At 69.5% G+C, this 24,426-nt stretch carries 23 protein-coding genes; 8 read left to right on the top strand and 15 right to left on the bottom strand.

The window, feature by feature from the left end:
- Positions 1 to 666: 666 nt before the first annotated feature.
- Entirely contained in the window at positions 667 to 1,092 is a 426-nt protein-coding gene (locus tag Aco04nite_RS44810; RefSeq protein WP_213003279.1) for a cytochrome c oxidase subunit 4, read from the bottom strand.
- A gap of 9 nt (positions 1,093 to 1,101) precedes the next feature.
- Positions 1,102 to 2,034 carry an aa3-type cytochrome oxidase subunit II gene (gene ctaC / locus Aco04nite_RS44805; RefSeq protein ID WP_213003278.1) on the bottom strand — a complete coding sequence of 311 codons (933 nt, stop codon included), beginning with the start codon at positions 2,032 to 2,034 and terminating at the stop codon, positions 1,102 to 1,104.
- 172 nt (positions 2,035 to 2,206) lie between these two features.
- Between ctaC and Aco04nite_RS44800 the strand changes: the two genes are divergently transcribed.
- On the top strand, positions 2,207 to 3,355 hold the full coding sequence (locus Aco04nite_RS44800) for a cysteine desulfurase family protein (protein WP_280519493.1): 1,149 nt from the start codon (positions 2,207 to 2,209) through the stop codon (positions 3,353 to 3,355).
- Positions 3,352 to 3,564 carry a sulfurtransferase TusA family protein gene (locus tag Aco04nite_RS44795; RefSeq protein ID WP_213003276.1) on the top strand — a complete coding sequence of 71 codons (213 nt, stop codon included), beginning with the start codon at positions 3,352 to 3,354 and terminating at the stop codon, positions 3,562 to 3,564. Before Aco04nite_RS44800 ends, Aco04nite_RS44795 begins: the two co-directional genes overlap by 4 nt.
- Here the strand turns inward: Aco04nite_RS44795 and Aco04nite_RS44790 are convergent.
- The 4 genes from Aco04nite_RS44790 to Aco04nite_RS44775 all read right to left on the bottom strand — a co-directional run bounded on the left by Aco04nite_RS44790 (position 3,540) and on the right by Aco04nite_RS44775 (position 6,687).
- Positions 3,540 to 4,016, bottom strand: coding sequence for a P-loop nucleotide/nucleoside kinase family protein (locus tag Aco04nite_RS44790; RefSeq protein WP_213003275.1), 477 nt, complete (start codon positions 4,014 to 4,016; stop codon positions 3,540 to 3,542). The two genes, Aco04nite_RS44795 and Aco04nite_RS44790, sit on opposite strands and share 25 nt — an antisense overlap.
- 14 nt (positions 4,017 to 4,030) lie before the next feature.
- Positions 4,031 to 5,011, bottom strand: a complete 981-nt coding sequence (locus tag Aco04nite_RS44785) for a carbohydrate kinase family protein (RefSeq protein ID WP_213003274.1) — start codon at positions 5,009 to 5,011, stop codon at positions 4,031 to 4,033.
- A gap of 114 nt (positions 5,012 to 5,125) precedes the next feature.
- On the bottom strand, positions 5,126 to 5,500 hold the full coding sequence (gene erpA, locus Aco04nite_RS44780; RefSeq protein WP_213003273.1) for an iron-sulfur cluster insertion protein ErpA: 375 nt from the start codon (positions 5,498 to 5,500) through the stop codon (positions 5,126 to 5,128).
- Positions 5,501 to 5,574: 74 nt separating this feature from the next.
- Positions 5,575 to 6,687, bottom strand: a complete 1,113-nt coding sequence (locus tag Aco04nite_RS44775) for a glycerate kinase family protein (protein WP_213003272.1) — start codon at positions 6,685 to 6,687, stop codon at positions 5,575 to 5,577.
- Positions 6,688 to 6,931: 244 nt separating this feature from the next.
- Here Aco04nite_RS44775 and nadA point away from each other — a divergent pair, with 244 nt between their 5' ends.
- The 3 genes from nadA (at position 6,932) to Aco04nite_RS44760 (ending at position 10,395) form a co-directional block, all read left to right on the top strand.
- Complete coding sequence (nadA, locus tag Aco04nite_RS44770; protein WP_213003271.1) at positions 6,932 to 8,101, top strand: quinolinate synthase NadA; 1,170 nt, start codon at positions 6,932 to 6,934, stop codon at positions 8,099 to 8,101.
- Positions 8,102 to 8,317: 216 nt separating this feature from the next.
- Complete coding sequence (murA, locus tag Aco04nite_RS44765; RefSeq protein WP_213003270.1) at positions 8,318 to 9,673, top strand: UDP-N-acetylglucosamine 1-carboxyvinyltransferase; 1,356 nt, start codon at positions 8,318 to 8,320, stop codon at positions 9,671 to 9,673.
- An 89-nt stretch (positions 9,674 to 9,762) separates the two neighbouring features.
- Positions 9,763 to 10,395, top strand: coding sequence for a DUF3043 domain-containing protein (locus Aco04nite_RS44760; RefSeq protein WP_213003269.1), 633 nt, complete (start codon positions 9,763 to 9,765; stop codon positions 10,393 to 10,395).
- Between the two features lie 597 nt (positions 10,396 to 10,992).
- On the opposite strand, the gene trxA is transcribed toward Aco04nite_RS44760, so the two are convergent.
- From trxA to Aco04nite_RS44740, 4 genes are all read right to left on the bottom strand, one after another.
- Positions 10,993 to 11,349 carry a thioredoxin gene (gene trxA / locus Aco04nite_RS44755; RefSeq protein WP_213003268.1) on the bottom strand — a complete coding sequence of 119 codons (357 nt, stop codon included), beginning with the start codon at positions 11,347 to 11,349 and terminating at the stop codon, positions 10,993 to 10,995.
- Entirely contained in the window at positions 11,331 to 11,711 is a 381-nt protein-coding gene (locus tag Aco04nite_RS44750; protein ID WP_213003267.1) for a MerR family transcriptional regulator, read from the bottom strand. The genes trxA and Aco04nite_RS44750 overlap by 19 nt, the downstream gene beginning before the upstream one ends.
- A gap of 82 nt (positions 11,712 to 11,793) precedes the next feature.
- Entirely contained in the window at positions 11,794 to 12,102 is a 309-nt protein-coding gene (locus Aco04nite_RS44745; protein ID WP_213003266.1) for an AzlD domain-containing protein, read from the bottom strand.
- Positions 12,102 to 12,962 (bottom strand): AzlC family ABC transporter permease, encoded by an 861-nt coding sequence (locus Aco04nite_RS44740; protein ID WP_213003265.1) that lies wholly within the window; start codon positions 12,960 to 12,962, stop codon positions 12,102 to 12,104. Before Aco04nite_RS44740 ends, Aco04nite_RS44745 begins: the two co-directional genes overlap by 1 nt.
- Positions 12,963 to 13,028: 66 nt before the next feature.
- Here Aco04nite_RS44740 and Aco04nite_RS44735 point away from each other — a divergent pair, with 66 nt between their 5' ends.
- Positions 13,029 to 13,586, top strand: a complete 558-nt coding sequence (locus tag Aco04nite_RS44735; RefSeq protein WP_213003264.1) for a helix-turn-helix domain-containing protein — start codon at positions 13,029 to 13,031, stop codon at positions 13,584 to 13,586.
- Here Aco04nite_RS44735 and Aco04nite_RS44730 read toward each other — a convergent pair.
- Positions 13,583 to 14,449, bottom strand: coding sequence for an SDR family oxidoreductase (locus Aco04nite_RS44730; RefSeq protein ID WP_213003263.1), 867 nt, complete (start codon positions 14,447 to 14,449; stop codon positions 13,583 to 13,585). The genes Aco04nite_RS44735 and Aco04nite_RS44730 overlap by 4 nt on opposite strands.
- Positions 14,450 to 14,547: 98 nt before the next feature.
- On the opposite strand from Aco04nite_RS44730, the gene Aco04nite_RS44725 reads away from it, so the two are divergent.
- Entirely contained in the window at positions 14,548 to 15,456 is a 909-nt protein-coding gene (locus tag Aco04nite_RS44725; RefSeq protein WP_213003262.1) for a LysR family transcriptional regulator, read from the top strand.
- An 89-nt stretch (positions 15,457 to 15,545) separates the two neighbouring features.
- On the opposite strand, the gene Aco04nite_RS44720 is transcribed toward Aco04nite_RS44725, so the two are convergent.
- The 4 genes from Aco04nite_RS44720 to Aco04nite_RS44705 all read right to left on the bottom strand — a co-directional run bounded on the left by Aco04nite_RS44720 (position 15,546) and on the right by Aco04nite_RS44705 (position 20,713).
- On the bottom strand, positions 15,546 to 16,493 hold the full coding sequence (locus Aco04nite_RS44720) for an ABC transporter ATP-binding protein (protein ID WP_213003261.1): 948 nt from the start codon (positions 16,491 to 16,493) through the stop codon (positions 15,546 to 15,548).
- An 85-nt stretch (positions 16,494 to 16,578) separates the two neighbouring features.
- Positions 16,579 to 17,412 carry an ABC transporter permease gene (locus Aco04nite_RS44715; RefSeq protein WP_213003260.1) on the bottom strand — a complete coding sequence of 278 codons (834 nt, stop codon included), beginning with the start codon at positions 17,410 to 17,412 and terminating at the stop codon, positions 16,579 to 16,581.
- On the bottom strand, positions 17,366 to 18,226 hold the full coding sequence (locus Aco04nite_RS44710) for an ABC transporter permease (protein ID WP_213003259.1): 861 nt from the start codon (positions 18,224 to 18,226) through the stop codon (positions 17,366 to 17,368). The genes Aco04nite_RS44715 and Aco04nite_RS44710 overlap by 47 nt, the downstream gene beginning before the upstream one ends.
- 2,184 nt (positions 18,227 to 20,410) lie before the next feature.
- Positions 20,411 to 20,713, bottom strand: coding sequence for a hypothetical protein (locus Aco04nite_RS44705; protein ID WP_213003258.1), 303 nt, complete (start codon positions 20,711 to 20,713; stop codon positions 20,411 to 20,413).
- Positions 20,714 to 21,004: 291 nt separating this feature from the next.
- Between Aco04nite_RS44705 and Aco04nite_RS44700 the strand changes: the two genes are divergently transcribed.
- Positions 21,005 to 24,412 (top strand): WG repeat-containing protein, encoded by a 3,408-nt coding sequence (locus Aco04nite_RS44700; protein ID WP_213003257.1) that lies wholly within the window; start codon positions 21,005 to 21,007, stop codon positions 24,410 to 24,412.
- Positions 24,413 to 24,426 lie beyond the last annotated feature (14 nt).

Raw genomic sequence — 24,426 nt, 5'->3', positions numbered from 1 at the left:
TAGACACCCAGGCCTCCACCCTTGCATTGACCTCCGCCATCGCCAGGAGCATGGTCACCCACCGCACACTGCATGGTTAGGCCAGTCGCCCACCTCCAGCGCGTGGTCTGGCTGCCGCGCTGTGGGCACTCCAGCCACGCAGCTCATGCAGGCCGGCCTCACCGGTGGGTCAGGCGGACGCACCCCGCCGGTCGCTCTTCAAGAGGACGCAACACCTCTACCAGCATGTGCGTAAACGCCGTACCCCCGCTAGCGAGCCCAAGGCCAGCCGGGCAGCCGGGCAGAAGGACCAGCCCTCGGTATGGCGAGCACGCCGGTGGCCGAACCCGCCCGCGCAAGCGGCGAGGTACGTCCGCCTGACCCACCAGTGAGGCCGGCCTGCTTGAGCTGATCGCCGCCTTGCCCACAACGCGGCAGCCAGACCCGTCACCGCGAGGTGACCGCGGCCCGAACCATGCACCCGGCAGCGCGAAACCACTCTCATAGCCGCAGCATGCCCCCATGCAAGGTTGGGGCGGGGGTGTTCTAAGACAGGCATAAAAACGCCCTTGAAGCCTGTCTTAGAACACCCCCGCCCCAACCGTCCCACGGCGACAATCCCACTGAGCCAACGAGAAAGACCCGCCCCAGCCGAAGCAAGGACGGGTCTTCCACAAAGCGAAAGGATCAGTGCTCGACGGGGTGACGACTCCCCGAGTAGTACTCGAACAACAGCCCACAAGCAGCGAAGACAACCATCAACATCCCGAGGGCGATCAACCACCACATCCAGAACACCAGCCCCATACCGGCGATGGCCGCGGAGAGCGCGAGGCCGAACGGCCAGTAGCTACCGGGGCTGAAGAAGCCGAGTTCGCCCGCTCCTTCGGCGATCTCGCCGTCGTCGCGGTCTTCGGGGCGCAGGTCGATGCGGCGGGCGACGAACCAGAAGAAGCCGCCGCACATGGAGCAGAGCAGGCCGGACAGGATCAGGGCGACGAGGCCGATCCATTCGATCTGACCCTGGGCGCCGTGGGTGTAGAAGCCGTAGACGGCCGCCGCGCCGAAGAGGAAGACGGCGACGCCTACGAAGATCTTGTATTCGGTCTTCAACGCGTACTCCTACTTACCCGAGGCTGTGGCACCGGACTGGTTCCACGAGTCGTCGTGGCGGCGGCTGTCGTACGGCTTCGTGGTGATGGCGTAGGACTGGTCGCCGGTGAAGCCGATGGTGGCCATCGCCTGGTGCGTGTCCTGGCCGTCTTCCTTGGCCTTGAGGAACTGGTCGAACTTCTCCGGCGAGACCACGACGAGCTCGAACTGCATGAACGCGTGGTAGGTGCCGCAGAGCTCGGCGCACCGGCCGACGTAGCGGCCTTCCTTGTCGAGGGTGACCTCGAAGGTGTTGCGCACGCTGCCCGGGAAGACGTCCCGCTTGAACAGCATCTCCGGCACCCAGAACGAGTGGATGACGTCCTTGCTGGTCTCTTCGAACCGGATGGTGCGCCCGGTCGGGAGGACGAGGATCGGGATGTCCGAGGTGGTGCCGAGCGTGGAGGCGACCGTGTTGGCGTCTTCTCCGACGCCGTCGCGGTAGTTGAACTGCCAGTTCCACTTGAACGCGACAACCTCGACCGTCTGGTCGGGTTTCGCCGAGAGCTTGTCCACATCGGTCTGGACGATCGCGGTGTAGTAGAAGAGCACCGCGACGATCAGGACCGGGGTGACCGTGTAGAGGACCTCCATCGGCATGTTGAACCGGGTCTGCACGGGCAGCTTGTCGCCACGCTTGCGGTACCGGATGATGCACCAGAAGATCAGGCCCCACACGAAGACGCCGACGACCAGGGCCGCGATGACCGCGGCGATCCACATGTCGTACATCTTGTGGGCCTGCAGGCTGATGCCGTGCTTGGGCCAGCCGAAACCGCCCATGGCGTCGCCGATCCCGTCCGCGGAACAACCGGACAGCAGGGCCAGCAGTATGGCACCGCCGGCACCGAGCCCGGCGAGCCGAACGACCCGCGGCCGTGCGACCGAACTCCTTGAGACCACCTGCTCATGCCTCCCTTGAGCACCGCCCGGTGCGAAGAAACCGGACACCGAACGGCAAGGTGTCACCGACTGTCGCACAGTACTCGACCTGCCGATGCCGCCCGATTGCCGGGGGTCGGATCTTCCCGGCGGTCGTGCTTTCCCCGTTTCTGTGGACGATACCGTTCCGAGGGTGGAATACAGGGCGGAACAAGCCGGTGCGCCCGCGTACCTGGACGCGGCGAGCGCCGCACCGATGCATCCTGTGGCGCGGCAGGCGCTGCTCGCGGCGCTGGAGGACGGCTGGGCGGATCCGGACCGGCTCTATGCCGCGGGCCGGCGGGCCCAGCAGCTGAGGGAGGCGGCGACGGCCACGGTGGCCCAGTGCATAGGGGTACGCCCGGACGAGGTCACCTTCCTCCCCTCAGGCACCGCCGCGGCCCACGCCGCCGTCCTGGGCGGACTCGCGGGTCGCGCCCGAGCAGGCAAAACGTTCGTCCACTCGGCGATCGAGCACTCCGCCGTGCTGCACGCCGCGGCCCGCCACGAGCAGGCCCGTGAGGTGGGTGTGGACCGTCTCGGACGTCTTGATCTGACCGCCTGGGGCGAAGCGGTGAGCGCGCCGGGAACCGCGCTGGCGGCGTTGATCAGTGCGAGCCACGAGGTCGGCACGGTGCAGCCGATCGAAGAAGCAGCCGCGGTGTGCGCGGACAACGGCGTGCCGCTGTACGTGGACGCCGCCCAGTCACTCGGGCACTCCCCTGTCCCGGCGGGCTGGTCGCTGCTGACCGCGAGTGCGCGCAAGTGGGGCGGTCCGGCGGGCGTCGGGCTGCTCGTCGTACGCAAAGGTGTGCGCTGGCTCTCTCCGTACCCCGGTGATGATCTTCACAGACCGCATGCGGAAGGGTCTGTGAATCTCCCGGAGATCGTCGCGGCAGCGGCGAGCCTGCGGGCCGTGATGGCGGAGGCGGAGGCGGAGGCTGCGCGGTTGGGTCCCCTCATCGAGAAGATCAGGGAGAAAGTGGCCGAGACCGTGCCCGACGTGGAGATCGTCGGGGATCCGGACGTTCGGCTGCCGCACCTGGTGACGTTCTCGTGCCTTTATGTGGACGGCGAGGCGCTGCTGCACGCTCTCGACCGGCACGGCTTCGCGGTCTCGTCGGGCTCGTCGTGCACGGCGTCGACGCTGCGGCCGAGTCACGTGCTGGAGGCGATGGGCGTGCTCAGCCACGGCAACGTACGCGTATCGCTGCACCGGGGGTCGACCGAGGCCGACGTGGACCGTTTCCTCGCGGTGCTGCCGGGGCTCGTCGAGGCGATCCGGAAGGAGGCGGGAATGTGATCGAGGTGGATTCGCGGGGGCGTCGCTGCCCGCTGCCGATCATCGACCTGGCGAAGGCGATGCCCGGCGTGGAGGTCGGCGAGGTGGTCCGGGTGCTGGCCGACGACCCGGCCGCGGCCAACGACATCCCGGCGTGGTGCCGGATGAAGGGCCAGGAATACCTCGGCTCCCCGGAGGCGGACGCCTACGAGGTGCGGAAGGTCAGATAGTTGAGTACGGGTTTGACCGGCTCCTTGGCGAGGAAGGTGTCGACCACCAGGCGCGGGCCGACGTAGGGCTCGTACTCGGCGCGGCTCTTCAGCACGTCAGCCCAGGAATTCGCCCGCCGGCGGTGCTCGTCGTCGTCACCGCAGAAGACCTCGACCACGCGCAGCGGCACGTCGAGGCGGTCGGCGAGGTCGACCCAGAGCTGCCGGGCGCCCTTCACCGGGTTCACCGCGTCGACGATCACGTGATGGCCCATCAGCAGCTGGGTCTCCGCCAGCGCCGCCACCACGCCGTATGCGGCGTAGCCGGGACGCGGCTCCGTCACGTCGTAGGCCCGCAGGGCGACGTCGATCGTGTCGACCGCGAGAACCGTGGCGGGCATGGCCGCCCCCACCTGCTGCGCGAGCGTGCTCTTTCCCACGCCCGGAAGTCCGGCGAAGACGGCCAGCACCATGGTTCTCGTACTCCTCAGGCCTGGATCAGATGCGGCTGGATCTCGGCGGCGGCCTCGTCGCCGTAGGAGTCGGCGAGCCGCTTCAGGAACTGGTCCGTGGCGATGGCGTATTCCTGGCCGCCGTCGGACTCGAGCACGTTCGCGGCGACGAGCGAGCCCACCTGCGCGGCACGTTCGAAGCCGGCGCCCCAGCTCAGCGCCGCGAAGAAGCCGGCCCGGAAGCCGTCGCCGACACCGGTCGGGTCCTGCGGGACCACGTCACGGGCGACCGGGACGTGGATGCGCTCGATGCCGCGGCCGGTGATCTCGGCACCGCCGGCGCCCAGCGTGGTGACCCGGATCTCGACGTGCTCGAGGACCTGGTCGCCGCTGAGGCCGGTCTTGGTCTCGAGCAGCGAGCGCTCGTACTCGTTGGTGAACAGGAACTTGGCGCCCTCGATCAGCGGCAGCACGTCCTTGCCGTCCATCCAGGCGAGCTGCTGCGACGGGTCCGCTGCGAACGCGTACCCACGGTCGCGGCATTCCTGGGAGTGCCGCAGCATGCCGGCCGGGTCGTTGGCGCCGATCACGACGAGGTCGAGACCGCCGGCCCGGGTGGCGACCGGGGCGAGCTCGATGTTGCGGGCCTCGGTCATCGCGCCGGCGTAGAACGAGGCGATCTGGTTGAGCTCCGCGTCGGTGGTGCACACGAAGCGCGCCGTGTGGGCGACCTCGCTGACGTGCACCGAGTCGCAGTCGACGCCGTGGCGTTCGAGCCAGGAGCGGTAGTCGGCGAAGTCCGCGCCGACGGCGCCGACGAGGATCGGGGTCAGGCCCAGCTGTCCCATGCCGAACGCGATGTTCGCCGCCACGCCGCCGCGCCGCACGACCAGGTCGTCGACGAGGAAGGAGAGCGAGACCTTGTGCAGCTGATCGGCGATGAGCTGCTCCGAGAACTTGCCCGGGAAGTGCATCAGGTGGTCGGTGGCGATCGAGCCGGTTACGGCGATCTTCATGTCGGCCCTCGGGGATCGGGTGCGATTACCCCCGGAGCCTACCGGTCAACGCACGAGGGCCGCTCGACCCGGCTTGCGGATGAGCGGCCCTCGTGGTGAACAACGCTGGTGGATTTAGTGGAACGAGTCACCACAGGCACAGGAATTCTGCGCGTTGGGGTTGTCGATCGTGAAGCCCTGCGCGTCGATCCGGTCCGCGAAGTCGATCGTGGCACCCGCCAGGTACGGCGAGCTCATCCGGTCGACGACGACCTCGACACCGTCGAAGTCGCTGACGACGTCCCCATCGAGCGAACGCTCGTCGAAGAAGAGCTGGTAGCGCAGGCCGGAGCAGCCACCGGGCTGCACGGCGATACGCAGGCGCAGGTCGTCGCGCCCTTCCTGCTCGATCAGGCCCTTGACCTTGACAGCCGCGACGTCGGTCAAAATGACGCCGGTCGGCGCGGCCGTGGTGGCCTCGGTCGACTCGATGTGCGCTTCAGTTGTCACGTGCGGTTCTCCCTGCCGGTCCGGTGATGTGCCGTACCGGCCAACGCTAGCTCTCCTGGGGTTTATTCCCCAACTCACCGGGACCACTGTGTGGCCAGGCGAGCTGCGATTTCGCGGAGGCCACGGGCCGGTTCGGCGAACGCCAGGTCGGATGACCCGAAGTGCTCCACCAGAGCGTACGTCTCGGTCACGCCGGCGGACGCGGCCTCGCGATGCCCCGTCTCGTTACGCCCCGCGACCACAACGCACGGCAACCCACGGTCACGAGCGGAATTCGCGATACCCGCAGTTACCTTCCCCCGCAACGACTGGTGATCGAACGAGCCCTCCCCCGTGATCACCAAGTCGGCCCGGTCGAGCTCGGCGTCGAGCCCGATCAGACGCGTGACCAGCCCGATCCCGGAGACAACGCGGCCGCCAAGGGCTAGCAGCGCGGCGCCGATCCCACCGGCCGCACCCGCGCCCGGCATGAGAGCCAGCCCCTCAACCCCGAATTCTTTTTCGAGTACGCCCGAGAAGTGCTCGAGCGCAGCATCCAACCGCATGACGTCGTCGCGCGAGGCACCCTTCTGCGGCCCGAACACGTTGCTGGCCCCGTGCAGCCCGAGCAGCGGATTGTCCACATCCGTGGCGGCCACGATGCTCACCTGACGCAGCCGCGGCTTGCCTTCGAGCCGTTCCGCCGTGCCGAGCACCACGCCGCCGTACGGCAGCGCGTACCCACCGACGTCGACCGGCCCGGCACCCAGCGCGGCCAGCATCCCCGCACCGGCGTCGTTGACGGCGGACCCACCGAGCCCGACGACGACCTCGGTGGCGCCCGCCTCGACGGCGGCGGCGAGCAGCAGGCCCAGCCCGTACGACGTGGCAGCCTTGGGATCGCGCTCCGCCTCACCGAGCAGGTGCAGCCCGCAGGCTTGAGCGCTCTCCACGTAGGCGGTGGTGCCGACCAGCAGCACCTCGGCCGGCACCGGCCGCCCGAGCGGGTCGACGGTGGTGACGGGGATCCGCTGCCCGCCCAGCGCGGTGCCGAGCACCTCGATGAAACCCGGCCCGCCGTCGGAGAGCGGACGCTGCACGCACTCGTCGGCGGGCGCGGTCCCGAGCCAGCCCTCGGTGACGGCGGCGGCCACCTCGGCGGCGCTCAGCGTCCCGGCGAACTTGTCAGGGCAGATGAGTATTCGCACGAGCACAGAAGGTACAGGTTTCGCTCAGCTCCGTCTGGCAACGTTGTGTGTATGGCCACTCTCATGCAGCGACTCCAGACCTTCCTCCGCAGCCCCAAGGGTCAGAAGCTCGTCCAGCAGGGCCGGCAGCAACTCGCCAAGCCCGAAAACCAGGCCCGAATCCGACAGATCATGACAAAGGCCCGTAAGCGCTGAGGGCTTTGACACACCTCGACCTCCGGCAACCCTGTGGAAACATAGGACCGTGACGTCGACCTGGACTGAACCCGCGAACACCCCCCTCGCGCTGCTGCTGCTCGGCCAGGGCACCGACCCGGCCAGTGAGCGCGGCGTCGACTGCCCCGGCGATCTGCCCGCACCGAGCGATCCGGACCTGGTCGCCCGCGCGACCGCCGCCAAGGCGGCGCTCGGCGACCGGGTCTTCGTGCTGGGCCACCACTACCAGCGTGACGAGGTCATCCAGTTCGCCGACGTCACCGGCGACTCCTTCAAGCTGGCCCGCGAGGCCGCCGCCCGCCCCGACGCGGAGTTCATCGTCTTCTGCGGCGTGCACTTCATGGCCGAGAGTGCCGACATCCTGACCACCGAGGCGCAGAAGGTCGTCCTGCCCGACCTCGCGGCCGGCTGCTCGATGGCCGACATGGCCGTGCTCGGCCAGGTCGAGACGGCGTGGGAGCAGTTCACCGATCTCGGCATCGCGGGCGACGTCGTCCCGGTGACCTACATGAACAGCTCGGCCGACATCAAGGGCTTCGTCGGGCGCAACGGCGGCGTGGTCTGCACCTCGTCGAACGCCAAGCGGGCCCTCGACTGGGCCTTCGAGCAGGGCCAGAAGGTGTTCTTCCTGCCCGACCAGCACCTCGGCCGCAACACCGCGGTGCTGGATATGGGCTTCACGCTCGACGACTGCGTGCTCTACGACCCGCACAAGCCGGGCGGCGGGCTCACCGCCGAGCAGCTCCGCGACGCCAAGATGATCCTCTGGCGCGGGCACTGCTCGGTCCACGGCCGCTTCACCATCGAGAGCGTCCGCGAGGTCCGCGAGCGGGTTCCCGGTGTCAACGTGATCGTGCACCCCGAGTGCCGGCACGAGGTCGTGCGCGCCGCCGACCAGGTCGGTTCGACGGAATACATCATCAAGGCCCTGGAGGCGGCCCCGGCCGGCTCCGCGTGGGCGGTCGGCACCGAGCTCAACCTCGTGCGCCGGATGGCCCTGGAGCACCCCGACAAGCGGATCATGTTCCTGGACCGCGCGGTCTGCTACTGCTCGACGATGAACCGCATCGATCTCCCCCACCTCGTGTGGGCGCTCGAGGAGCTGGTCGCGGGTCGCGTGCCCAACCAGATCACCGTCGACCCGGACACCGCGAAGTACGCACGGGTGGCGCTCGACCAGATGCTCGCACTGCCGTAAACCATCACGCTGCGTAGCCTCTGATGAGCCCAAAGAAAGCGATCATCTTTTTCTTGGCTTAATCATCAGCCATTCGTGCCCAGATGGGCGATCTGGACGTTTCTGCAACAGTCACTCAGGGCTATGCTGCCCGGGCGGCTGCCGCGGAACCCCCTTCCCTGCGGCGGCACCCTATTCGCTCCGGGCGCGTCGCTGCGCCTGTCTCTGGAGGTTGCGTTGACCGACGACGTCCTGGCCGTGCACGGCGGTACGCCGCTGCAGGGACAGATCCGGGTCCGTGGCGCCAAGAATCTCGTCTCGAAGGCGATGGTGGCCGCCCTGCTGGGCGAGACACCGAGCACGCTGTACGACGTCCCCCGCATCCGCGACGTGGAGGTGGTCCGCGGCCTGCTCGGGCTGCACGGCGTCAAGGTGAGCGACGGCGTCGACGACGGCGAGCTGGTGATGGACCCCACCAACGTCGAGAGCGCCAGCACCGACGAGATCAACGTGCACGCCGGCTCGTCGCGGATCCCGATCCTGTTCTGCGGGCCGCTGCTGCACCGCCTCGGCCACGCGTTCATCCCCGACCTCGGCGGCTGCCACATCGGCCCGCGCCCGATCGACTTCCACATGCAGGCACTGCGGGAGTTCGGCGCGGTCGTCGACAAGACCCCCGAGGGCATGCACCTGACGGCCCCCAACGGTCTGCACGGCACGAAGCTGGAGCTGCCCTACCCGAGCGTCGGCGCCACCGAGCAGGTGCTGCTCACGGCCGTCCGCGCCGAGGGCGTCACCGAGCTGCGCAACGCCGCGATCGAGCCGGAGATCATGGACCTCATCTGCGTGCTGCAGAAGATGGGCGCCATCATCACCGTGCACACCGACCGGGTCATCGAGATCCAGGGCGTCAAGAAGCTGCACGGCTACAAGCACAAGCCGATCCCGGACCGCATCGAGGCCGCCAGCTGGGCCGCGGCCGCGCTGGCCACCCGGGGCGAGATCGAGGTCCTCGGCGCGCAGCAGGCCGACATGATGACGTTCCTCAACGTCTTCACCAACATCGGCGGCGAGTTCGAGATCACCGACGCCCGGGTCACCCGCCCCGGCGTCACCGGCGTCGAGGGCGGCATCAAGTTCTGGCACCCCGGCGGCGAGCTCAACGCCGTGGCGCTCGAGACCGACGTGCACCCCGGCTTCATGACCGACTGGCAGCAGCCGCTCGTCGTCGCGCTGACCCAGGCCCGCGGCCTGTCGATCATGCACGAGACCGTCTACGAGCAGCGCCTGGGCTACACCGAGGCGCTCAACCAGATGGGCGCGACCATCCAGGTCTACCGCGACTGCCTCGGCGGCACCCCCTGCCGCTTCGGCCGCCGCAACTTCAAGCACTCGGCGGTCATCGCCGGCCCGAGCAAACTGCACGCGGCCGACCTGGTCATCCCCGACCTGCGCGCGGGCTTCAGCCACCTGATCGCGGCACTCGCAGCCGAGGGCACCTCCCGCGTCTACGGCGTCGACCTGATCAACCGCGGCTACGAGGATTTCGAGAACAAACTCTCGGCCCTCGGCGCCCACGCCGAATACGTCTGATAGACCGTTCGGTCACAACCGCGCCGCTGATCCTCCGGGATCGGCGGCGCGGTTTCAGGTTTGTCGCACCCTTTGGCTACGCTGCTGGGGTGTCTTCGCTGTTTCGCCGCAAGTCCTCCGACCTCGTCGCCGACGCCACCGCCAAGGTGAGCGATTCCGCGACGGCCACCGAGCCGCGTCCGAAGGGCTACACGCCCTCCAAGAAAGAGCTCGGCGTCGAGACGCCGAAGCGGCAGACCACCCAGCGACGGCAGACCACCGCCGCAGCCCCGGCCAACCGCCGCGAGGCCTACAAGCAGATGCGCGACCGCCAGCGAGTCGAGCGCGCCGAAGCCCAGGCCGGCATGAAAGCGGGCGACGAGCGCTACCTCCTGGCCCGCGACCGAGGCCCCGAGCGAGCCCTCGTCCGCAACATCGTCGACTCCCGCCGCACCGCCGGCACCTGGTTCTTCGGCGGCGCCATCATCGTCTTCATCGGCTCCACCGGCGCCATGCCCGCCTACATCAACCTGGCTGCCAACCTGCTCTGGGCGATCCTGGCAGTCATCGTCGTGATCGACAGCATCCTGATCAGCCGCAAGGTCAAAAAGCTGGTCACCGAGCGCCTCCCCAACACCACCCAGCGCCTCGGCTCCCTCTACCTCTACGGCATCATGCGAGCCCTCACCTTCCGCCGCATGCGCGTCCCGAAGCCCGCCGTCGAGCTGGGCGCAAAAATCTGACGCTCCCGCTTGGTGGCGGTGCTGCAAAATCAAGTCAAGAGCTCGATCTCGTAGCTCGGCGGGTGGTACAGACCGCAACTCCCGTCGAGGCCGGACCCGGCCGGCCAGGCGCCTGACGGCGCCAAAACAGCCACCCGGACCCTTCACCTGCGTAAGTGCTCACCCTCAAAGAGCCCGCACCCCGAGCGGCCGGTCACCCACCCGACCGCGACTTCCGCTCACGCGATCTCAGGGCCCGCCCCTCAGCCGCCCGCTGGACCGCGGCCTCCGCCCGCCCCCGGGTCTACAGGAACCCGCGCCCAAGCGGCCGATCACCCACTCGACCGCGACTTACGCGCCCGCGCAAGGCCAAGAGCCCGCACCCCCAGGCGACCCGATCACCCACCCGAGCGCGACTAGCGCGCCCGCGCAACGCCAAGAGCCCACGCCCCCAGGCGACCCAGCCACCCACCCGAGCGCGACTTACGCGCCCGCGCAACGCCAAGAGCCCACGCCCCCAGGCGACCCAGCCACCCACCCGAGCGCGACTCCCGCTTTTTGACCGCGCGATTTCCAGGGTCTGAGCGGTTAATTACCCACTCAACCGCGACCCCGCTCTCAGCGGTTGGCGTAGGACTCGGCGGGGTCGATGGCGGTGGTGAGGGCGGTGCGGAGGACGTTTTTGGGGCGTAGGCCGACCAGGGTGGCCGTGACGATGCCGGCGCGGAAGAAGAGCAGCGTCGGCATCGACATGACGCGGTACCGGCGGGTTGTTTCGGGGTTCTCGTCGGAGTCGAGTTTGGCGATCAGCGCGCGTCCCTCGAACTCCGGCGCGAGCTCGGCCAGTGACACCGCCAGCGGCCGGCACGGGCCGCACCACTTCGCCCAGAAGTCGACCAGGACCGGCAGCTGCGCCCCCAGCACGACGTCGGCGAAGTTCTCGTCGGTGACGGTGATCAGCGGATTCTCAGGCATCGGATCTCCCTTTCCTCGATCGCCTGGGCCAGCTGCCCACGCAACTGGTCCCGGACAGCACCCATCTGATCGAGGAGCCCTTCCACCTCACGCAACCGCCGCCGCAGCACGGCAACGGAGTCCGGGCACACGTGCCCCGCGGAATTCCCCGCGCGCAGGCAGGCGACGAACGGCCGGATGTCGTCCACACCGAACCCGGCCGCGAGCAGCGCCCGGATCTCGTGAACGACCCGCAGCTCCCCCTCGCCGTAGCGCCGGTAGCCGTTGGCGTCCCGGCCGGCTTCGACGAGGCCGTGCTCCTCGTAGTACCGCAGGGTCCGCGCACTGGTCCCGGCCCGCTCGGCAAGCTCCCCGATCAGCATGTCCACCAAGCTAGGCCTTCACACCGACGTCAAGGCAAGCCCCCTCAGCGCCCGCTGCTCGACGCCCGCTGCTCGACGGCCGCTATTCGATGCCGGCAAGGCGGAGCAACGCCGCTGAGAGCGCCGCGGCCAGCACGACCACGACAAAGGGCGCGCGACGCCACGCGAGGAGCGCTCCGATCGCGACTCCGGCCGGGCGGGCGTACCCGGCGAAGGCGGCCCCTTCCATCAGCGTGGCCGTCGCAGCGAGCGCGGCCAGCAGCGAAGCCGCCGCCATCGGCAGCAGCCGCTGCACCGGCTCGGACAGCTCGAGGCGCTCCCGCAGCAGCACCCCGCTCAACCGCATCGCGTACGTCCCGACGGCAAGCACCACAATCGCAGCGATCACCATCACGCCTCCCCACCAAGCGAAACCGGAGCAGAGCCCGCAACCGAACCCGCAGCCGAACCCGCAGCCGAATCCGGGCCCGAGCCCGCAGCCGAGCCAGCAGCCGAATCCGGGCCCGCAGCCGAGCCCGCAGCTGTGGCAGAGCCCGCAGCCGTATCCGGCGCCGAGCCCGGAGCCGGCGTGCGCAGACCGGAGCGGAAGCGGGGGACGAAGAGCACGAGCAACCCGAGCAGCGCGCACAACACCGGCAGCCCGGCGGGCAGAATCGGCGTGAACAGGACCGCGAGGGCAGCCCCGGTGAGCGCGACCGCCCGGGTGGATCGGTCCCGCAGCGACGGCAGGATCAGCGCGATGAGCCCGGCGGGGAAGGCAGCGTCCAGGCCGAGCTGGGCGGGGTCGCCGGTCACGCCGCCGAGGAGTACGCCGAGTGCCGTGCCCGCGTTCCAGGACGTGAAGAGCGTTATGCCGATCAGCCAGTAGGTACGGCGACGGCGAACGGGGTCGGTCTCGCGCAGGGTGAAGGCGACCACCTCGTCGGTCATGAGGTGGCTGCCGATGAGGCGGTCGCGCAGGCGGGGGCCAATGGTGGCCGAGACGGCGAGGCCGAACGGGAGGTGGCGGGCGTTGAGCAGCAGGCCCGCGACGATCGCCGCGATCGGATTGCCCGCGGCGAACAGGCCGACGGCGAGGAATTGAGCGCCGCCCGCGAAGACCAGGGTCGACATGGCGAAGGGGAGCCAGAGCGGGAGGGCGTACGCGATGGTGATGGCGCCGAATGATGCTCCCACCGCGATCATGGCAGCGGCGATGGCTGCCGCGTCGCGCAGGAGCGCGGCGTCCGGTGTTCGGTTTGGCGTACGCATGGTTCACAATATTGAACGCAGAAGCGCTCGTTCGTCAAACCGAACGAAACGATCGACGGAGTGAACATGTCGCAGCCCGCACCGCCGCTCGCCGCCATCGCCGCCGCCCTGCGCCAGGAACGCGAGCGGGCCGGGATCTCTCTCGCGGAGCTGGCCCGCCGCGCCGGGCTGGCGAAGTCGACGCTGTCCCAGCTGGAGAACGGCACCGGCAACCCCAGCATCGAGACGCTCTGGTCGCTCGGCGTCGCGCTCGGCATCCCGTTCAGCCGGTTGGTCGAGCCCCCCTCCCCCGCCGTACGCGTGGTCCGCGCCGACGAGCAGACCCGCCTGCGCGCCGACCGGGCCGACTTCACCGCGAGCCTGCTCACCGCCGGCTCGATCCACGCACGCCGCGACCTCTACGTCATGGAACTGGAACCGGGCCAGCCCCGCGAGGCCGAGGCCCACATCCCCGGCAGCATCGAGCACGTCGTGGTCGCCGCGGGCCGCCTCAAGGCGGGACCGGCAGGCGACACCGTGGAGCTCGACCCCGGCGACTACGCCTCCTTCCCGGGCGACCTCCCCCACCACTACGAGGCCCTGACACCCGGGACGTGGGCGGTGCTCGTGATGGAGCACCGTTAGGCGAAGTAGTGGCCCGAGTCCAGGTCGGCGAGGAGGCCGGGCTGGGTGGGCTCCCAGTTCAGCAGCTTGCGGGTGAGTGCGTTCGTGGCCGGGGTGTCGGCGCCCGCCAGCATTGCGAGGAAGCCGAAGTGGTTCGCTGCCTGCTCAGGGGCAATGCTTTTCACGGGTACGCCGAGATGCCGCCCGACGGAATCAGCGATCTCCCGGAACGGCACGCCCTCGTCGCCGACGGCGTGGAGCCGGTGGCCGGTCGAGTCCGCCTCCGCCGCGAGCCGGAACAGCCGGGCGGCGTCCAGCCGGTCCACGGCAGGCCAGCGGTTCGCGCCGTCCCCCACGTATGCGGAAAAGCCCTTCTCCCGCGCAGCGGCGATGATCAGCGTGACGAACCCGTGCAGGTCTCCCTCGCCGTGCACGGACGGCGGGCAGCGCACGATCGAAGCGACGCCGGATTCCAGCGCGGCGGTCTCGGCGGCACCGCGCGGCCACTCGGGGCCGGGCAGGTCGTCCTCGGTCACGGCGGTGCCCAGCCGCATCATCGTGGTGCCGGACGTGATGACGAGCCGGCGGGCAGCACCGGCCAGCGCCTGCACGGCCTTCAGGTCCAGGGCGACGGCGCCGCCGAAGTTCGCCATGTCGTCGTGCTTGAACGCGGTGTGGATGACGGCGTCCGCGGTGGTGGCCCCGGCGCGCAGGGCGTCGAGGTCCTCGAGGTCGCCGCGGTGGACCTGCACCCCGGCGGCGGTCAGCGCTGCCGCGGACCTGTCGGACCGGGCCAGGCCGGTGACCTCGTGCCCGGCGCCGAGGAGTTCGCTGACAACGGCGGACCCGATGTACCCGCTCGCGCCGGTGACGAATACCCGCATGGTGGAGCTCCTCAGATAGGGAAAACGTGTCTCCATCGTCGGAGCAGTCCGGGCGTACCGTCCAAAGCCTGTTTCGTATCGTGCAATACGCTTGAGGCATGACCACAGCTCAGGTGGGTCCTGACCTCGATCTGCGGCTGGTCCGGTATTTCGCGGTGCTCGCCGAGTACGAGCACTTCGGGCACGCCGCGACCGCCCTGCACATCACCCAGCCGTCGCTGAGCCGCCAGATCCGGCAGCTGGAGCAGCAGCTCGGCGCGCGGCTGCTGGACCGCACCCCGCAGGGCAGCCAGCTCACCCCCGCCGGTCAGGTCTTCCTGCCCCGCGCCCGCGCACTGCTCAAGGACGCCGCAGACGCCGCCGCGCAGACCCGGGCCGCCGCGACCCCGCACGAGCTGACCGTCGGCTACACCACGAACCTCATCATCACCCCGGCCGTGCGGCACTTCCGGCGCCAGCATCCCGACGCCGAGGTCCGCAGCCTGCACCTGAACTGGGACGACGGGCACACGGCCCTGCTCGAACGCCGGGTGGACGCGGTGGTCACCCGGCTGCCGTTCGCCACCGCCGGGCTGGACGTCACGGTCCTCTACGACGAACCGCGCGCGGTGCTCGTCCCCCACGACCACCGGCTCGCCGGCAAGGAACACGTCACACTCGACGACATCGCCGACGAACCCGTCCCCAAGGTCGTCGGCAACCCCGCGTGGAACGCGTTCTGGCGCATCGACCCGCGACCCGACGGCAGCCCCGCACCCGACGGCCCGCTGATGGAACGCATCGAGGACAAGTTCGAGTTCATCGCGGACGGCCGCGCCATAGCCATCGTCCCGGCCCACCTGAGCCACCGCCCCGACCTCACGATCATCCCCCTCGAAGGCGTCGAACCCACCCACGTCGTCCTCGCCACCCGCGCCGGCGACCGGAGCCGCCTCGTCACGGCGTTCCGCAAGATCGCCCGCGCCCACCTCATCTGCGACCTGGCCGGCCAAGCCGCAGCTGCTTAAGCCGTAGCTGCTTGAGCCGCAGCCGGTCGAGCCGCAGCTGCTTGAGCCGCAACGGGCCAGGCCTCAGTCGGCTGACCCGCCGCATCGGGTCAGGGTGTGCGGTAGAGGCGGGCGACCACGTCTTCGATGTCCGGCTCGACGAGGGACAGGTCGCGCAGGGCGGGCAGGGAGCCGACAACCGCGCCCGCGGACGACGAGGTCAGCTCGAAAACGGCCCGGCGCCCGTCCGCCTCGGTGGAGAGCAGTTCGGCGCCCGGCACCACGAAACCGGCAGGCAGGGGCGCGTCGAGCTCCACGACCAGGCGGCGGCGGGAACCGTACCGGTCGTGCAGGGCTTCGATCGTGCCGTCGTGCACCACCCGGCCGTGGTCGATCACGACGAGCCGCCGGCACAGCCGCTCGATGTCGGCGAGGTCGTGCGTGGTCAGCACCAGCGTCAGGTCGCCACCCGCGCCCAGCTCGGCCAGGAACGAGCGCACCGCCTGCTTGCTGACGACGTCGAGCCCGATCGTCGGCTCGTCCAGGAAAAGCACCGACGGCCCATGCAGCAATGCCGCGGTCAGCTCCCCGCGCATCCGCTGACCCAGCGACAACTGCCGCACCGGAATGTCCAGAAAATCGTCGAGATCCAGCAGCGACCGGCACCGTTTCAGCCGGGCGGCATGCTCCTGCGGCGGCACCCGGTAAATGTGCCGCAGCAGCGAGAACGAATCGCGCAGCGGCAGATCCCACCACAATTGCGAACGCTGACCGAACACGACGCCGATCCTCAATGCCAGCCGGGTACGCTGCGGCACCGGCCGGAGCCCGCACACGCTGACCTCGCCCGCGGACGGGGTCAGCACCCCGGTCAGCATTTTCAGGGTGGTCGATTTCCCGGCGCCGTTCGGCCCGATGTATCCGACCATCTCACCCTGCTCGATGGACAGGTCGATGCCGTCGACGGCGCTGACCGTACGTTTCTCGCGGCGTAATCGGCCCGCTTTCACGCGTACGGTGAAATCTTTCCGAAGGCCCTTCATCGAAATCAGCGTCATGCTCTGCTCTCCTTTGTCATGCCCTTCTGGCCCTCGCTGTCACGGCCGTCAGTCGCAAACGCTGCGGCAAGCTCGGTGCAGTCGGTCATGACCCAGTACTCCTATAGTGCCTGATCCCCGCCCGCCACATCAGCGCAGCCGCAGCCGCTGCGATCAGGGCGACCAGCGGGGAGACAAAGCCTGTCCAGGCGGGCAGGCCGAGCGGATCGTCCCGGCCCAGGAGCGTCACCGCCGGCTGATAGGCGACAAATCCAAATCCCATGGCGTACGCGAAAAGCGCGCGGAACCAGCCCGAATAAACTGGCACCGGATACGCGGTGAAATCGCGCCCGCCATACGTGAACGCACTTCCGAGGTCACCGGAATCGATCCACCAGAATGTGACACTGGCGCTGATGACGAAGATCGCGCCGAAGAACACCGACCCGGCCAGCGGCGCGATGACGATCAGCGCGACCCGGGCCGGCGTCCACTCGATGTCGTTGACGTGCAGCGCGACGGCCAGCACCACCACGCCGACGACCAGCCGCAGGGCCTTGCGGATGGGCAGGTCCATGAGCAGCAGTTGCGGCAGGGCACCGAGCGGGCGCACCAGGACGGCGTCCAGCAACCCCGTCCGCACGTAGGTCTTGAGCCGGTCCACGTTGCCGACGCTGAAGTCCGCGAGCGCGAACGCCAGCGACGACAGGCTCACGATCAGCAGACCTTCGGACAACGAGAAGCCGGCGACCGTACGCGTAGCCTGGAAAAGCACCAGGACCGCCACGACGTCGAGCGCTGTGCCGCCGACGTTGCTGAGCAGATCGACCACGAACGACGTGCGGTACGACGCGAACGAGCGCCACTGCGCCCGCGCCAGGGAGGTGTACGGGTTAGCCACCCTGGGCCACCAGGCGCTTCTCGGCCCGGCGCTGCACATACGCGGCGAGCGCCAGCAGCACCACCGCCCACACCGCCTGCAACGCGACCAGGGCGAACTGCATCAGGGGCGGGTCCCGCTCGACCAGGACGTCGGCCGGGGTCTGCAGCAGCCCGGGAAACGGGGTCGCCACCCAGAACGTGACAGCCAGCCAGTCCGGCAGGAACCGCAGCGGAAAATACAGGCCCGCGAGAATCCCCGCCGAGAGCGTCCACAGGGTGATCGGGCCACGGGCATCATGCAGCCAGTACGCGGTCGCGTTGACCAGGAAGCGGAGCCCGAGACTGCCGACGACCGCCAGCAGAATCGACACCGCGAGGAGCGGGACGGTGAACCAGCGCTCCGGGGCGTACAAGTCAAAGAAAATCGCACCCACCGCGAGGGGCGGCAGGAAGCGGAAGATCATCGCGTGGGCGGCCCGGCCGAGGTCAGGCGCGAGATAGCCGATAACCGGATGGACCGGGCGCAGCAGATCAGCCGTCACATCACCGGACCGGATCCGATCGGCCAGCTCCGTCCACCCCCACAGCGCCACCACGGTGAGTAACCCCTGCCCCACCCACACGTACGTCGCGAGCTGCTCGGCGTCGTAACCGCCGGGCTTGGCATCGGTAGCACCGGCCGCCACAGCGAGCAGCACGTAACAGCGAAGGAACCCGAAGACGATGTTGGTGAACGATCCGGCTATCGTCGCCTGCCGGTAGGTCGCGAACCTCCGGAAACCCGACCACGACAGCGCACCGAAAGTAGTGACCCAATCCCGGAACGGCCTGCCCGGAGAGATCTCGGGCACCCTGGCGTCAAGGCCGTCCACGCCGTTAATCTCCTTTCACAACCCCACAGCTCCCGCAGCTCCCGCCGCGGAGCCGGGCGACCGTACCCGGGCGCCCTGCCCTGCCGCGCACCATTTCCGACAAGGTGGAACTCCCGTGACCGAGCGTAGCCAAACGTCCGGCACCTGCCAGGGTGCCCGATGAACGGCTGGAGCTCGACCGGCAGCGCCTACGGCTGGGACGACGAACCCGCCTGGGTCTACGAGATCACCTGGGAATGGCAACCCGAACCAGGCCAGCGCTACCCCGGCGACCCCGGCCAGCGTCGCGCGGTCCACCACCCGGTCTACGACGCGGCCGCCGCAGCCGAGGCCGCAGCCTCCTGGGACGCCGACTTCAAAGCCATCGCCCAGGCCTCTTCGCCCCCTTCTTACGCTGCCCCCTCCTCCGCACCCCCATACCCGGAGTCACAGTCCTCAGGCCCGCCCTACTCCACCTCAGGCATGCCGTACCAGTCCTCCGGCGTGCCCTACTCATCCTCCGGCGTGCCTTACTCCGCCTCGGGCGTCCCCTACTACGGCAACCCGACCTCCGGAGCCCCCGCCCCGGGCCAACCGACCTACGGCGCGCCATACCCCGCTTCAGGAGGGCCCACCCGCCCGGTCTCCCCCGGCGCCGGCCGAGCCACTGTCGGCCGCCCTCCCCAGCCTCCCCCCTCATGGGAAGGCCCAGGCAGCACACCCCCCGGCCCATCATGGAACCGCCCAGCCCACCTCCCCGACCGCCTTCCCGAACCCGACCGTCGCCCGTACGGCCAGCCCCAACCTGGGCAGGCTCAACCTGGGCAGACGCACTCTGGGCAGGCTCACTCTGGGCAGGTTGGGTCGGCTCAGGGTGAGCGGCCGCGCGGCACGCAGCCGTTCGGTGCGCGGCCGCAGGGTGGGCAGCCTCATGGCGCCCAGGGCCAGGACGGGCCGTCTTACGGCGCCTACCCGCAGAGCGCTCAGCCTTACGGCGCTCAGCCTCAGGACGGGCAGCCTTATGGCACCCACCCACAGAGCGCTCAGCCTTACGGCACCAGGCCTCAAGATGGCCAGCCTTACGGTGTCCAGCCCCAGAGCGCTCAGCCTTACGGCGCTCAGCCTCAGAGCGGGCAGCCCTACGGTGCGCAGCCTCAGAGCGGGCAGCCCTACGGTGCGCGACCTCAGAGCGGGCAGCCCTACGGTGCGCGACCTCAGAGCGGGCAGCCTTACGGTGCGCAACCTCAGAGTGGTCGACCCCAGGGTGGGCAGCCCTACGGTCCCCGGCCTCAAGCCGGGCAGCCTTACGGTGCTCAGGCCCAGGGCAGTCAGCCCCACAGTGCGCAGACTTACGGTGCCCAACCTCCGAGCGGCCAGGCCCACGGCGGCCAAACCCAGGACCAGCATCACGGCGGCACCCACCCCGGCATGCCCCGGCGCCCCACCACTTCCCAGCAGCCCGCGGCCTACCAGCAACAACCACCCCACCCGAACCAACCCACCCGCACCACAGACCCCCGCATTGCCGACCCGGGCGCCACGGATCCACGCGCCACAAACCCACACGCCGTCGATCCATGGGCCGCGCAGCAATCCGGCGCCCCCATCGGCCCCCGCCCGGGCGCAGGCATCGATCCCCGCTCGGGTGCCGGTGTCGATCCCCGCTCGGGTGCGCCCATCGACCCGCGATCCGGCGCCCCGCTCGACCCAAGGTCCGGCGCCCCGATCGACCCGCGATCCGGCGCCCCGCTCGACCCAAGGTCCGGCGCCCCGCTCGACCCAAGGTCCGGCGCCCCGATCGACCCAAGGTCCGGCGCCCCGCTCGACCCAAGGTCCGGCGCTCCGATCGATCCGCGCGTGGCGCGGGCGGGAGACCCGCGCCCGCAGGCCCCGAGCCCGGTCCACCCTGCCGCGCAACCAACCGCGTCCAACCCGCCACGCCAGACGCCACCCCAGCCCGAACCCCGCGCCAACGCGCCCTACGGCACCCGCCCGGAGGGCCAGCACCCCAACCCGTACGGCACCCGCCCCGAAACCCGCCCGGCCCCGGCCTACGACACCCGCCCGGAATCCCGCCCGGCCCCGCCGTACACAACGCATCCGGCCCAGGCCCAGGCCCCTCACACCACAACGCCGTACGGCCCTCGCCCCGGCGCGACCCACGACGCCGAACCACCAACGGACCCGCGCATCCCCGCGCCCGCGCTACGGGACGTCCCGCCCTCGGACCGCCCCAGCACGCCTCCCCCCACCCAGCAGCCGCCGTTCCAACAGCCCTCCAACCAGCAGGGCCGCAACCAGCAGGACCCCCTCCAGCAGGGTCCTCTCCAGCCGGCCGAGCGCACGGCGCCATACACCCACCCGAGCCAGCCCCCGCTCCCGCAACACCCACCGAGCCACGACCAGCCGTCGCAGCAGCAGCAGCCCGGCCAGGCCCAGCCCACGCAACCGGGCCAAGCCCAGCCGTCGCAGTTCCAGCCGGGCCAGAACCAGCCGTGGCAGTCTCAACCCGATCCGGCCCGACCGGCTCAGCCTCAACCAGGTCCGGCCCAGCCGGCTCAGCCGCAGCAGCCCGCCGCATGGGCTCCGCAGCCAGCGCCGCCGGTCGTCCCTGCCGCTGCACCTCAGCCGGTCACACCAGCCGCACCCACCCCGACAACACCTCCGGTTACCCAGGCGGCAACCACAGCACAGTTCGCTACGGCACCAACGGCAACGCCCGCCTCACCGGCCTCGCCTGCGTCACCAGTCGAGGCGGCACCGCCGGCGACGCCTGCTTCGCCGGAGGTGTCAGTGCCGGTGGCGATCGCGGGGCAGACCGGGCCAGCTCCGCGGGTGACCCCTGTCTCTCCGGGTACGCCCATTGGTTTCGGCACGCCAGATCAGCAGGCTGGGCCGCCGGCCGTGTCGCCGGGAGAGCCTGCCGCGCCCGAAACGGATCGGGCCAGCGCGCTGTTCGGGCCACTGGGCGGCTTCGACGCCCAGGGTCGGCCAGGAGGAGTGGGCGCTGTTGAGCCTGCGGCGGCCGGGGCTGCGTTTGCGCCGGCGGTTGTTGAGCCGGCCGGTGGGCCGGTTCCGGTGGCTGAGCCTGCCGCAGCGGCCAGTTCGGCACCGGTTTCGCCGGAGGGCGTCGCGGGCCAGGCAGGGCAAAGTGTTGAGGAAGAGCGCGGACTCGGCTGGCTCCTCGAGCTGAGCGGCCTTGGAGCCGTCACCACCGAACCTGAGTCGATCCCGGTCTCCCCCGCCCCGGAGGAGCCCGCCCCGAGCGCAGACGTGGACTCCCCGGTCAGCGGCGCAGCGACGCCGGGCAAGACCGACTGGTTCGCCCCGACCACCGAGACCGACCTCATCGTCCCGACCATCACCAAGCCCCAGGCCGAGCCTGACGACCAAATCGAGCCCGAAGCCAAGATCCAGCCTGAGGGCGACCCCGAGCACGAGGTCGAGCACGCCGCTGACATCGACGCCGATAACCACCCCCAGCACGAGGTCGAGCATCCAACGGACGCCGAGCACCCGGCCGAGGTCAGGGTTGAGACCGAGCCACCGGCTGAGGCCGAGGATGAGATCGAGCAACCGGCTGAGGCCGAGGATAAGGCCGAGCAACCGGCTGAGGCTGAAGAACCGGCTGAGGTCAGGGTTGAAGTCGAGTACCAGGCCGAGACCCGGCGCGAGGACGAGGTTGAGAACGTTCCCCAAACTGGGCACACGGTTGTTGAGGACGAAACCGATGTAGCAAACGTCTTCGAGTCGGTCTCTGTGGACGAGGCCGGGCCGGAGACCCAGTTCGCTGCGGAGCCTGAGGCCGGTTACGAACCGAACGACGACGCTGAGCCTGAGGGCGGGAGTGCGCCGGGGGATGTCTCGGAAACTGAGGCCGCGGATGCGCTCGATGTTGAGTCATCGTCCGCTGCTCAGGACGAGGCTCATGGTGAGGCTGTAACAGCGGTTGTCCTGCCGGAGATGCCGGAGATGCCGGAGACGAACGCTGCGGAGACGGCCGAACCTCGGACTCCGATTGTTGCTGAGGACCAGACCTTGATCGCGGATGAGCCGCGGACACAGGCTCGGGTCGAGCTGCAGACATCGGCTGCGGACGAGCCGGAGTTGTCGGTCTCGGCCGCGCGGGAAACCCATGCCGTGGACGAGCCCGAACTGCCCGTCGAGGCCGAACCGCAGGAACCGGCCCAAGCAGAAGAACCGGTCCAGGCTCAAGAGGCGGTCCAGGCTCAAGAGGCGGTCCAGGCAGAGGAGCCTGCCCAGGTCGAAAGGCTGGTTCAGGACCGTTCGGAGATGTCGGTTGCGGCCGAATCGCAGGTCGTGGTGCATGCTCCGGTGGGCGACGGGGGCGCGGCGCAGGGGTCCGATGGGGTCGAGGAGGAGGGCGAGCCTCGGGTCATGGCCGGGGTCGCTGTGGGCCGGCCCGTCGTCACGGCAGCTTCGTTGGCCGCGCCGATGCCGGACGACACTACGGTCCCGGCTGAGCTGGACATGCCGGCTGCCGAGGTTGCGACTCCGAGCAACGATGAGTCACACCCCGAGCGGGCCGAAACCGAGCCCGAGCAGGCCGACTCAGAGCAGGCTCAGCAAAAGCAAGCCGAGCCAGAACCGGCCCAGCAGGAACAGGCCGAGCCACAGCAAGCCCAGCCAGAGCAAGCCCGATCAGAACAGGTCGAGCCGGAACAAGCTGAGCCGAAACAGGCCGGGACCGACCTGCCGAGCGGGAACACGGCCGCAGAGGCGAAGGTCGAGGCGGCGCCCGAGGGTGAAGAGGCTGCGGAGAGGCCGAAGACCGCGATAGAAACTCCCGCGGTGACCGCGATGCGCGCGCCGAGTGTTCAGCTGCCGACTATTTCGGTGGCGCCGCCGCCCGTCAGGATGGTGGAGCCGGTCAGGCGGTTGGTGGATCCGGAGGCTGCGCTTTCGGCGTACCCGTGGATTGTTGATCCGGTTACTTTGCGGGAGACGGCTGGGGAGCTTGAGCAGCTGCTGGCTGTTATGGATCGATTGACCGACAAGCTGGAGTATGCCGAGCGGGATGGGATCCGGGCCCGGTTGCTCAGTTTGCGGGCTGTTGTGGGGCGGGTGCTCGGGGAATATGGGCGGGCGCTGGCTGATGGGAATGAGGCTTTGCGGCATGCGGAGGCGACCGGAGAGCTCAGGCTGATTGCGACGGTGCGGGCTCGGCTTGCTCATGTGCATCATTGGCGGGGGGATTTCGCGGAGGCGGATCGGCTCTACGAGGAGGCTAATTCCGTCGAGTTGCCTGATCGGTTGCGGGCTGAGATGCATGTGAACGCCGGGAAGTCCTGTTACGAGCAGGGGCGCTACCTGGAAGCCTGCAACCATTTCGAGTTGGCGCTGGAATTGCGGCGGGTGGAGGATCCGGAGCTCGTTTCGCGTACTGAGGCCGCGCTTGATTCTGTTATGGAACGGGTGCAGGAGAGCGGCTGGGGGCCCTATCAGCGCTCGCGCGAGGAGATTCTCGAGCAGAGCCGGCCGCCGCAGCCGGCCTCCGATTATGAGACGGGCTATTTCGGGTACGCCGACGGTAACGGTGACGTTGTCATCGCCGAACGGTATGCCGAGGCGCAGCCGTTCCATGAGGGTGCGGCATGGGTTCGTCAGCCCGGCGCCGATGTGTGGGAATTGATTGATGAGAGCGGCAATCTGCTGATCGACGACGCTTGCGGGTATCGGCAGGTGGGGCGGTTCTCGCAGGGGCTGGCGTGGGTGTCGCGGGATGTGAACGGTGGATGGTTCGCGATCGACTGGCACAACCGGGTGATCGTTCCGGGTGGGTTCGAGGACGCGCGGCCGTTCAGGCACGGCATCGCTGCGGTACGCCGTGAGGGCTGGGGCGCGCTCGACCGGCACGGGCATGTCGTGGTGCAGCCGAAGTACCAGGGTTTCGTGACGGTGCTCACCGGGGGCGGCGCCGTGGACGGGTTCACCGAGGAGGGCCTGGCGATCGTGGACGCCGGGGACAAGCTCGGGGTGGTCGACAGGTCGGGGCAGGTGCTGGTGACGCCGCGGCACGTGAAGCTGCTGATCCATCCGGCCGGGTTCGTGATCGGGGACGCCGCGGGGCGGTGGGGTGCGCTGGACCGTCAGGGCGATCCGATCGTCGATGTCGCGTACGAGAATCCTCTTGAAGTTGCCCGTGAGATCGAACGCCTCCACCCGGAGAACCGGCCGGTTCTATAGAGCGCGGACAGGGC

The sequence above is a fragment of the Winogradskya consettensis genome, from assembly GCF_018332715.1.
GTDB lineage: Bacteria > Actinomycetota > Actinomycetes > Mycobacteriales > Micromonosporaceae > Actinoplanes > Actinoplanes consettensis.
Note: the sequence above shows the minus strand (reverse complement) of the source record. Positions and strands in the feature narration are given on the sequence as shown.

Bases quoted from the DNA above. Each gene is read 5' to 3' on its own strand.
- Aco04nite_RS44740 (WP_213003265.1), bottom strand. From the start codon at position 12,962: ATGCGTACGCCAAACCGAACACCGGACGCCGCGCTCCTGCGCGACGCG.
- Aco04nite_RS44730 (WP_213003263.1), bottom strand. From the start codon at position 14,449: ATGCGGGTATTCGTCACCGGCGCGAGCGGGTACATCGGGTCCGCCGTT.
- Aco04nite_RS44715 (WP_213003260.1), bottom strand. From the start codon at position 17,412: ATGTGCAGCGCCGGGCCGAGAAGCGCCTGGTGGCCCAGGGTGGCTAAC.
- Aco04nite_RS44750 (WP_213003267.1), bottom strand. From the start codon at position 11,711: ATGCTGATCGGGGAGCTTGCCGAGCGGGCCGGGACCAGTGCGCGGACC.
- Aco04nite_RS44720 (WP_213003261.1), bottom strand. From the start codon at position 16,493: ATGACGCTGATTTCGATGAAGGGCCTTCGGAAAGATTTCACCGTACGC.
- Aco04nite_RS44745 (WP_213003266.1), bottom strand. From the start codon at position 12,102: ATGGTGATCGCTGCGATTGTGGTGCTTGCCGTCGGGACGTACGCGATG.
- Aco04nite_RS44725 (WP_213003262.1), top strand. From the start codon at position 14,548: ATGACCACAGCTCAGGTGGGTCCTGACCTCGATCTGCGGCTGGTCCGG.
- Aco04nite_RS44790 (WP_213003275.1), bottom strand. From the start codon at position 4,016: ATGGTGCTGGCCGTCTTCGCCGGACTTCCGGGCGTGGGAAAGAGCACG.
- Aco04nite_RS44785 (WP_213003274.1), bottom strand. From the start codon at position 5,011: ATGAAGATCGCCGTAACCGGCTCGATCGCCACCGACCACCTGATGCAC.
- trxA (WP_213003268.1), bottom strand. From the start codon at position 11,349: ATGCCTGAGAATCCGCTGATCACCGTCACCGACGAGAACTTCGCCGAC.
- Aco04nite_RS44735 (WP_213003264.1), top strand. From the start codon at position 13,029: ATGTCGCAGCCCGCACCGCCGCTCGCCGCCATCGCCGCCGCCCTGCGC.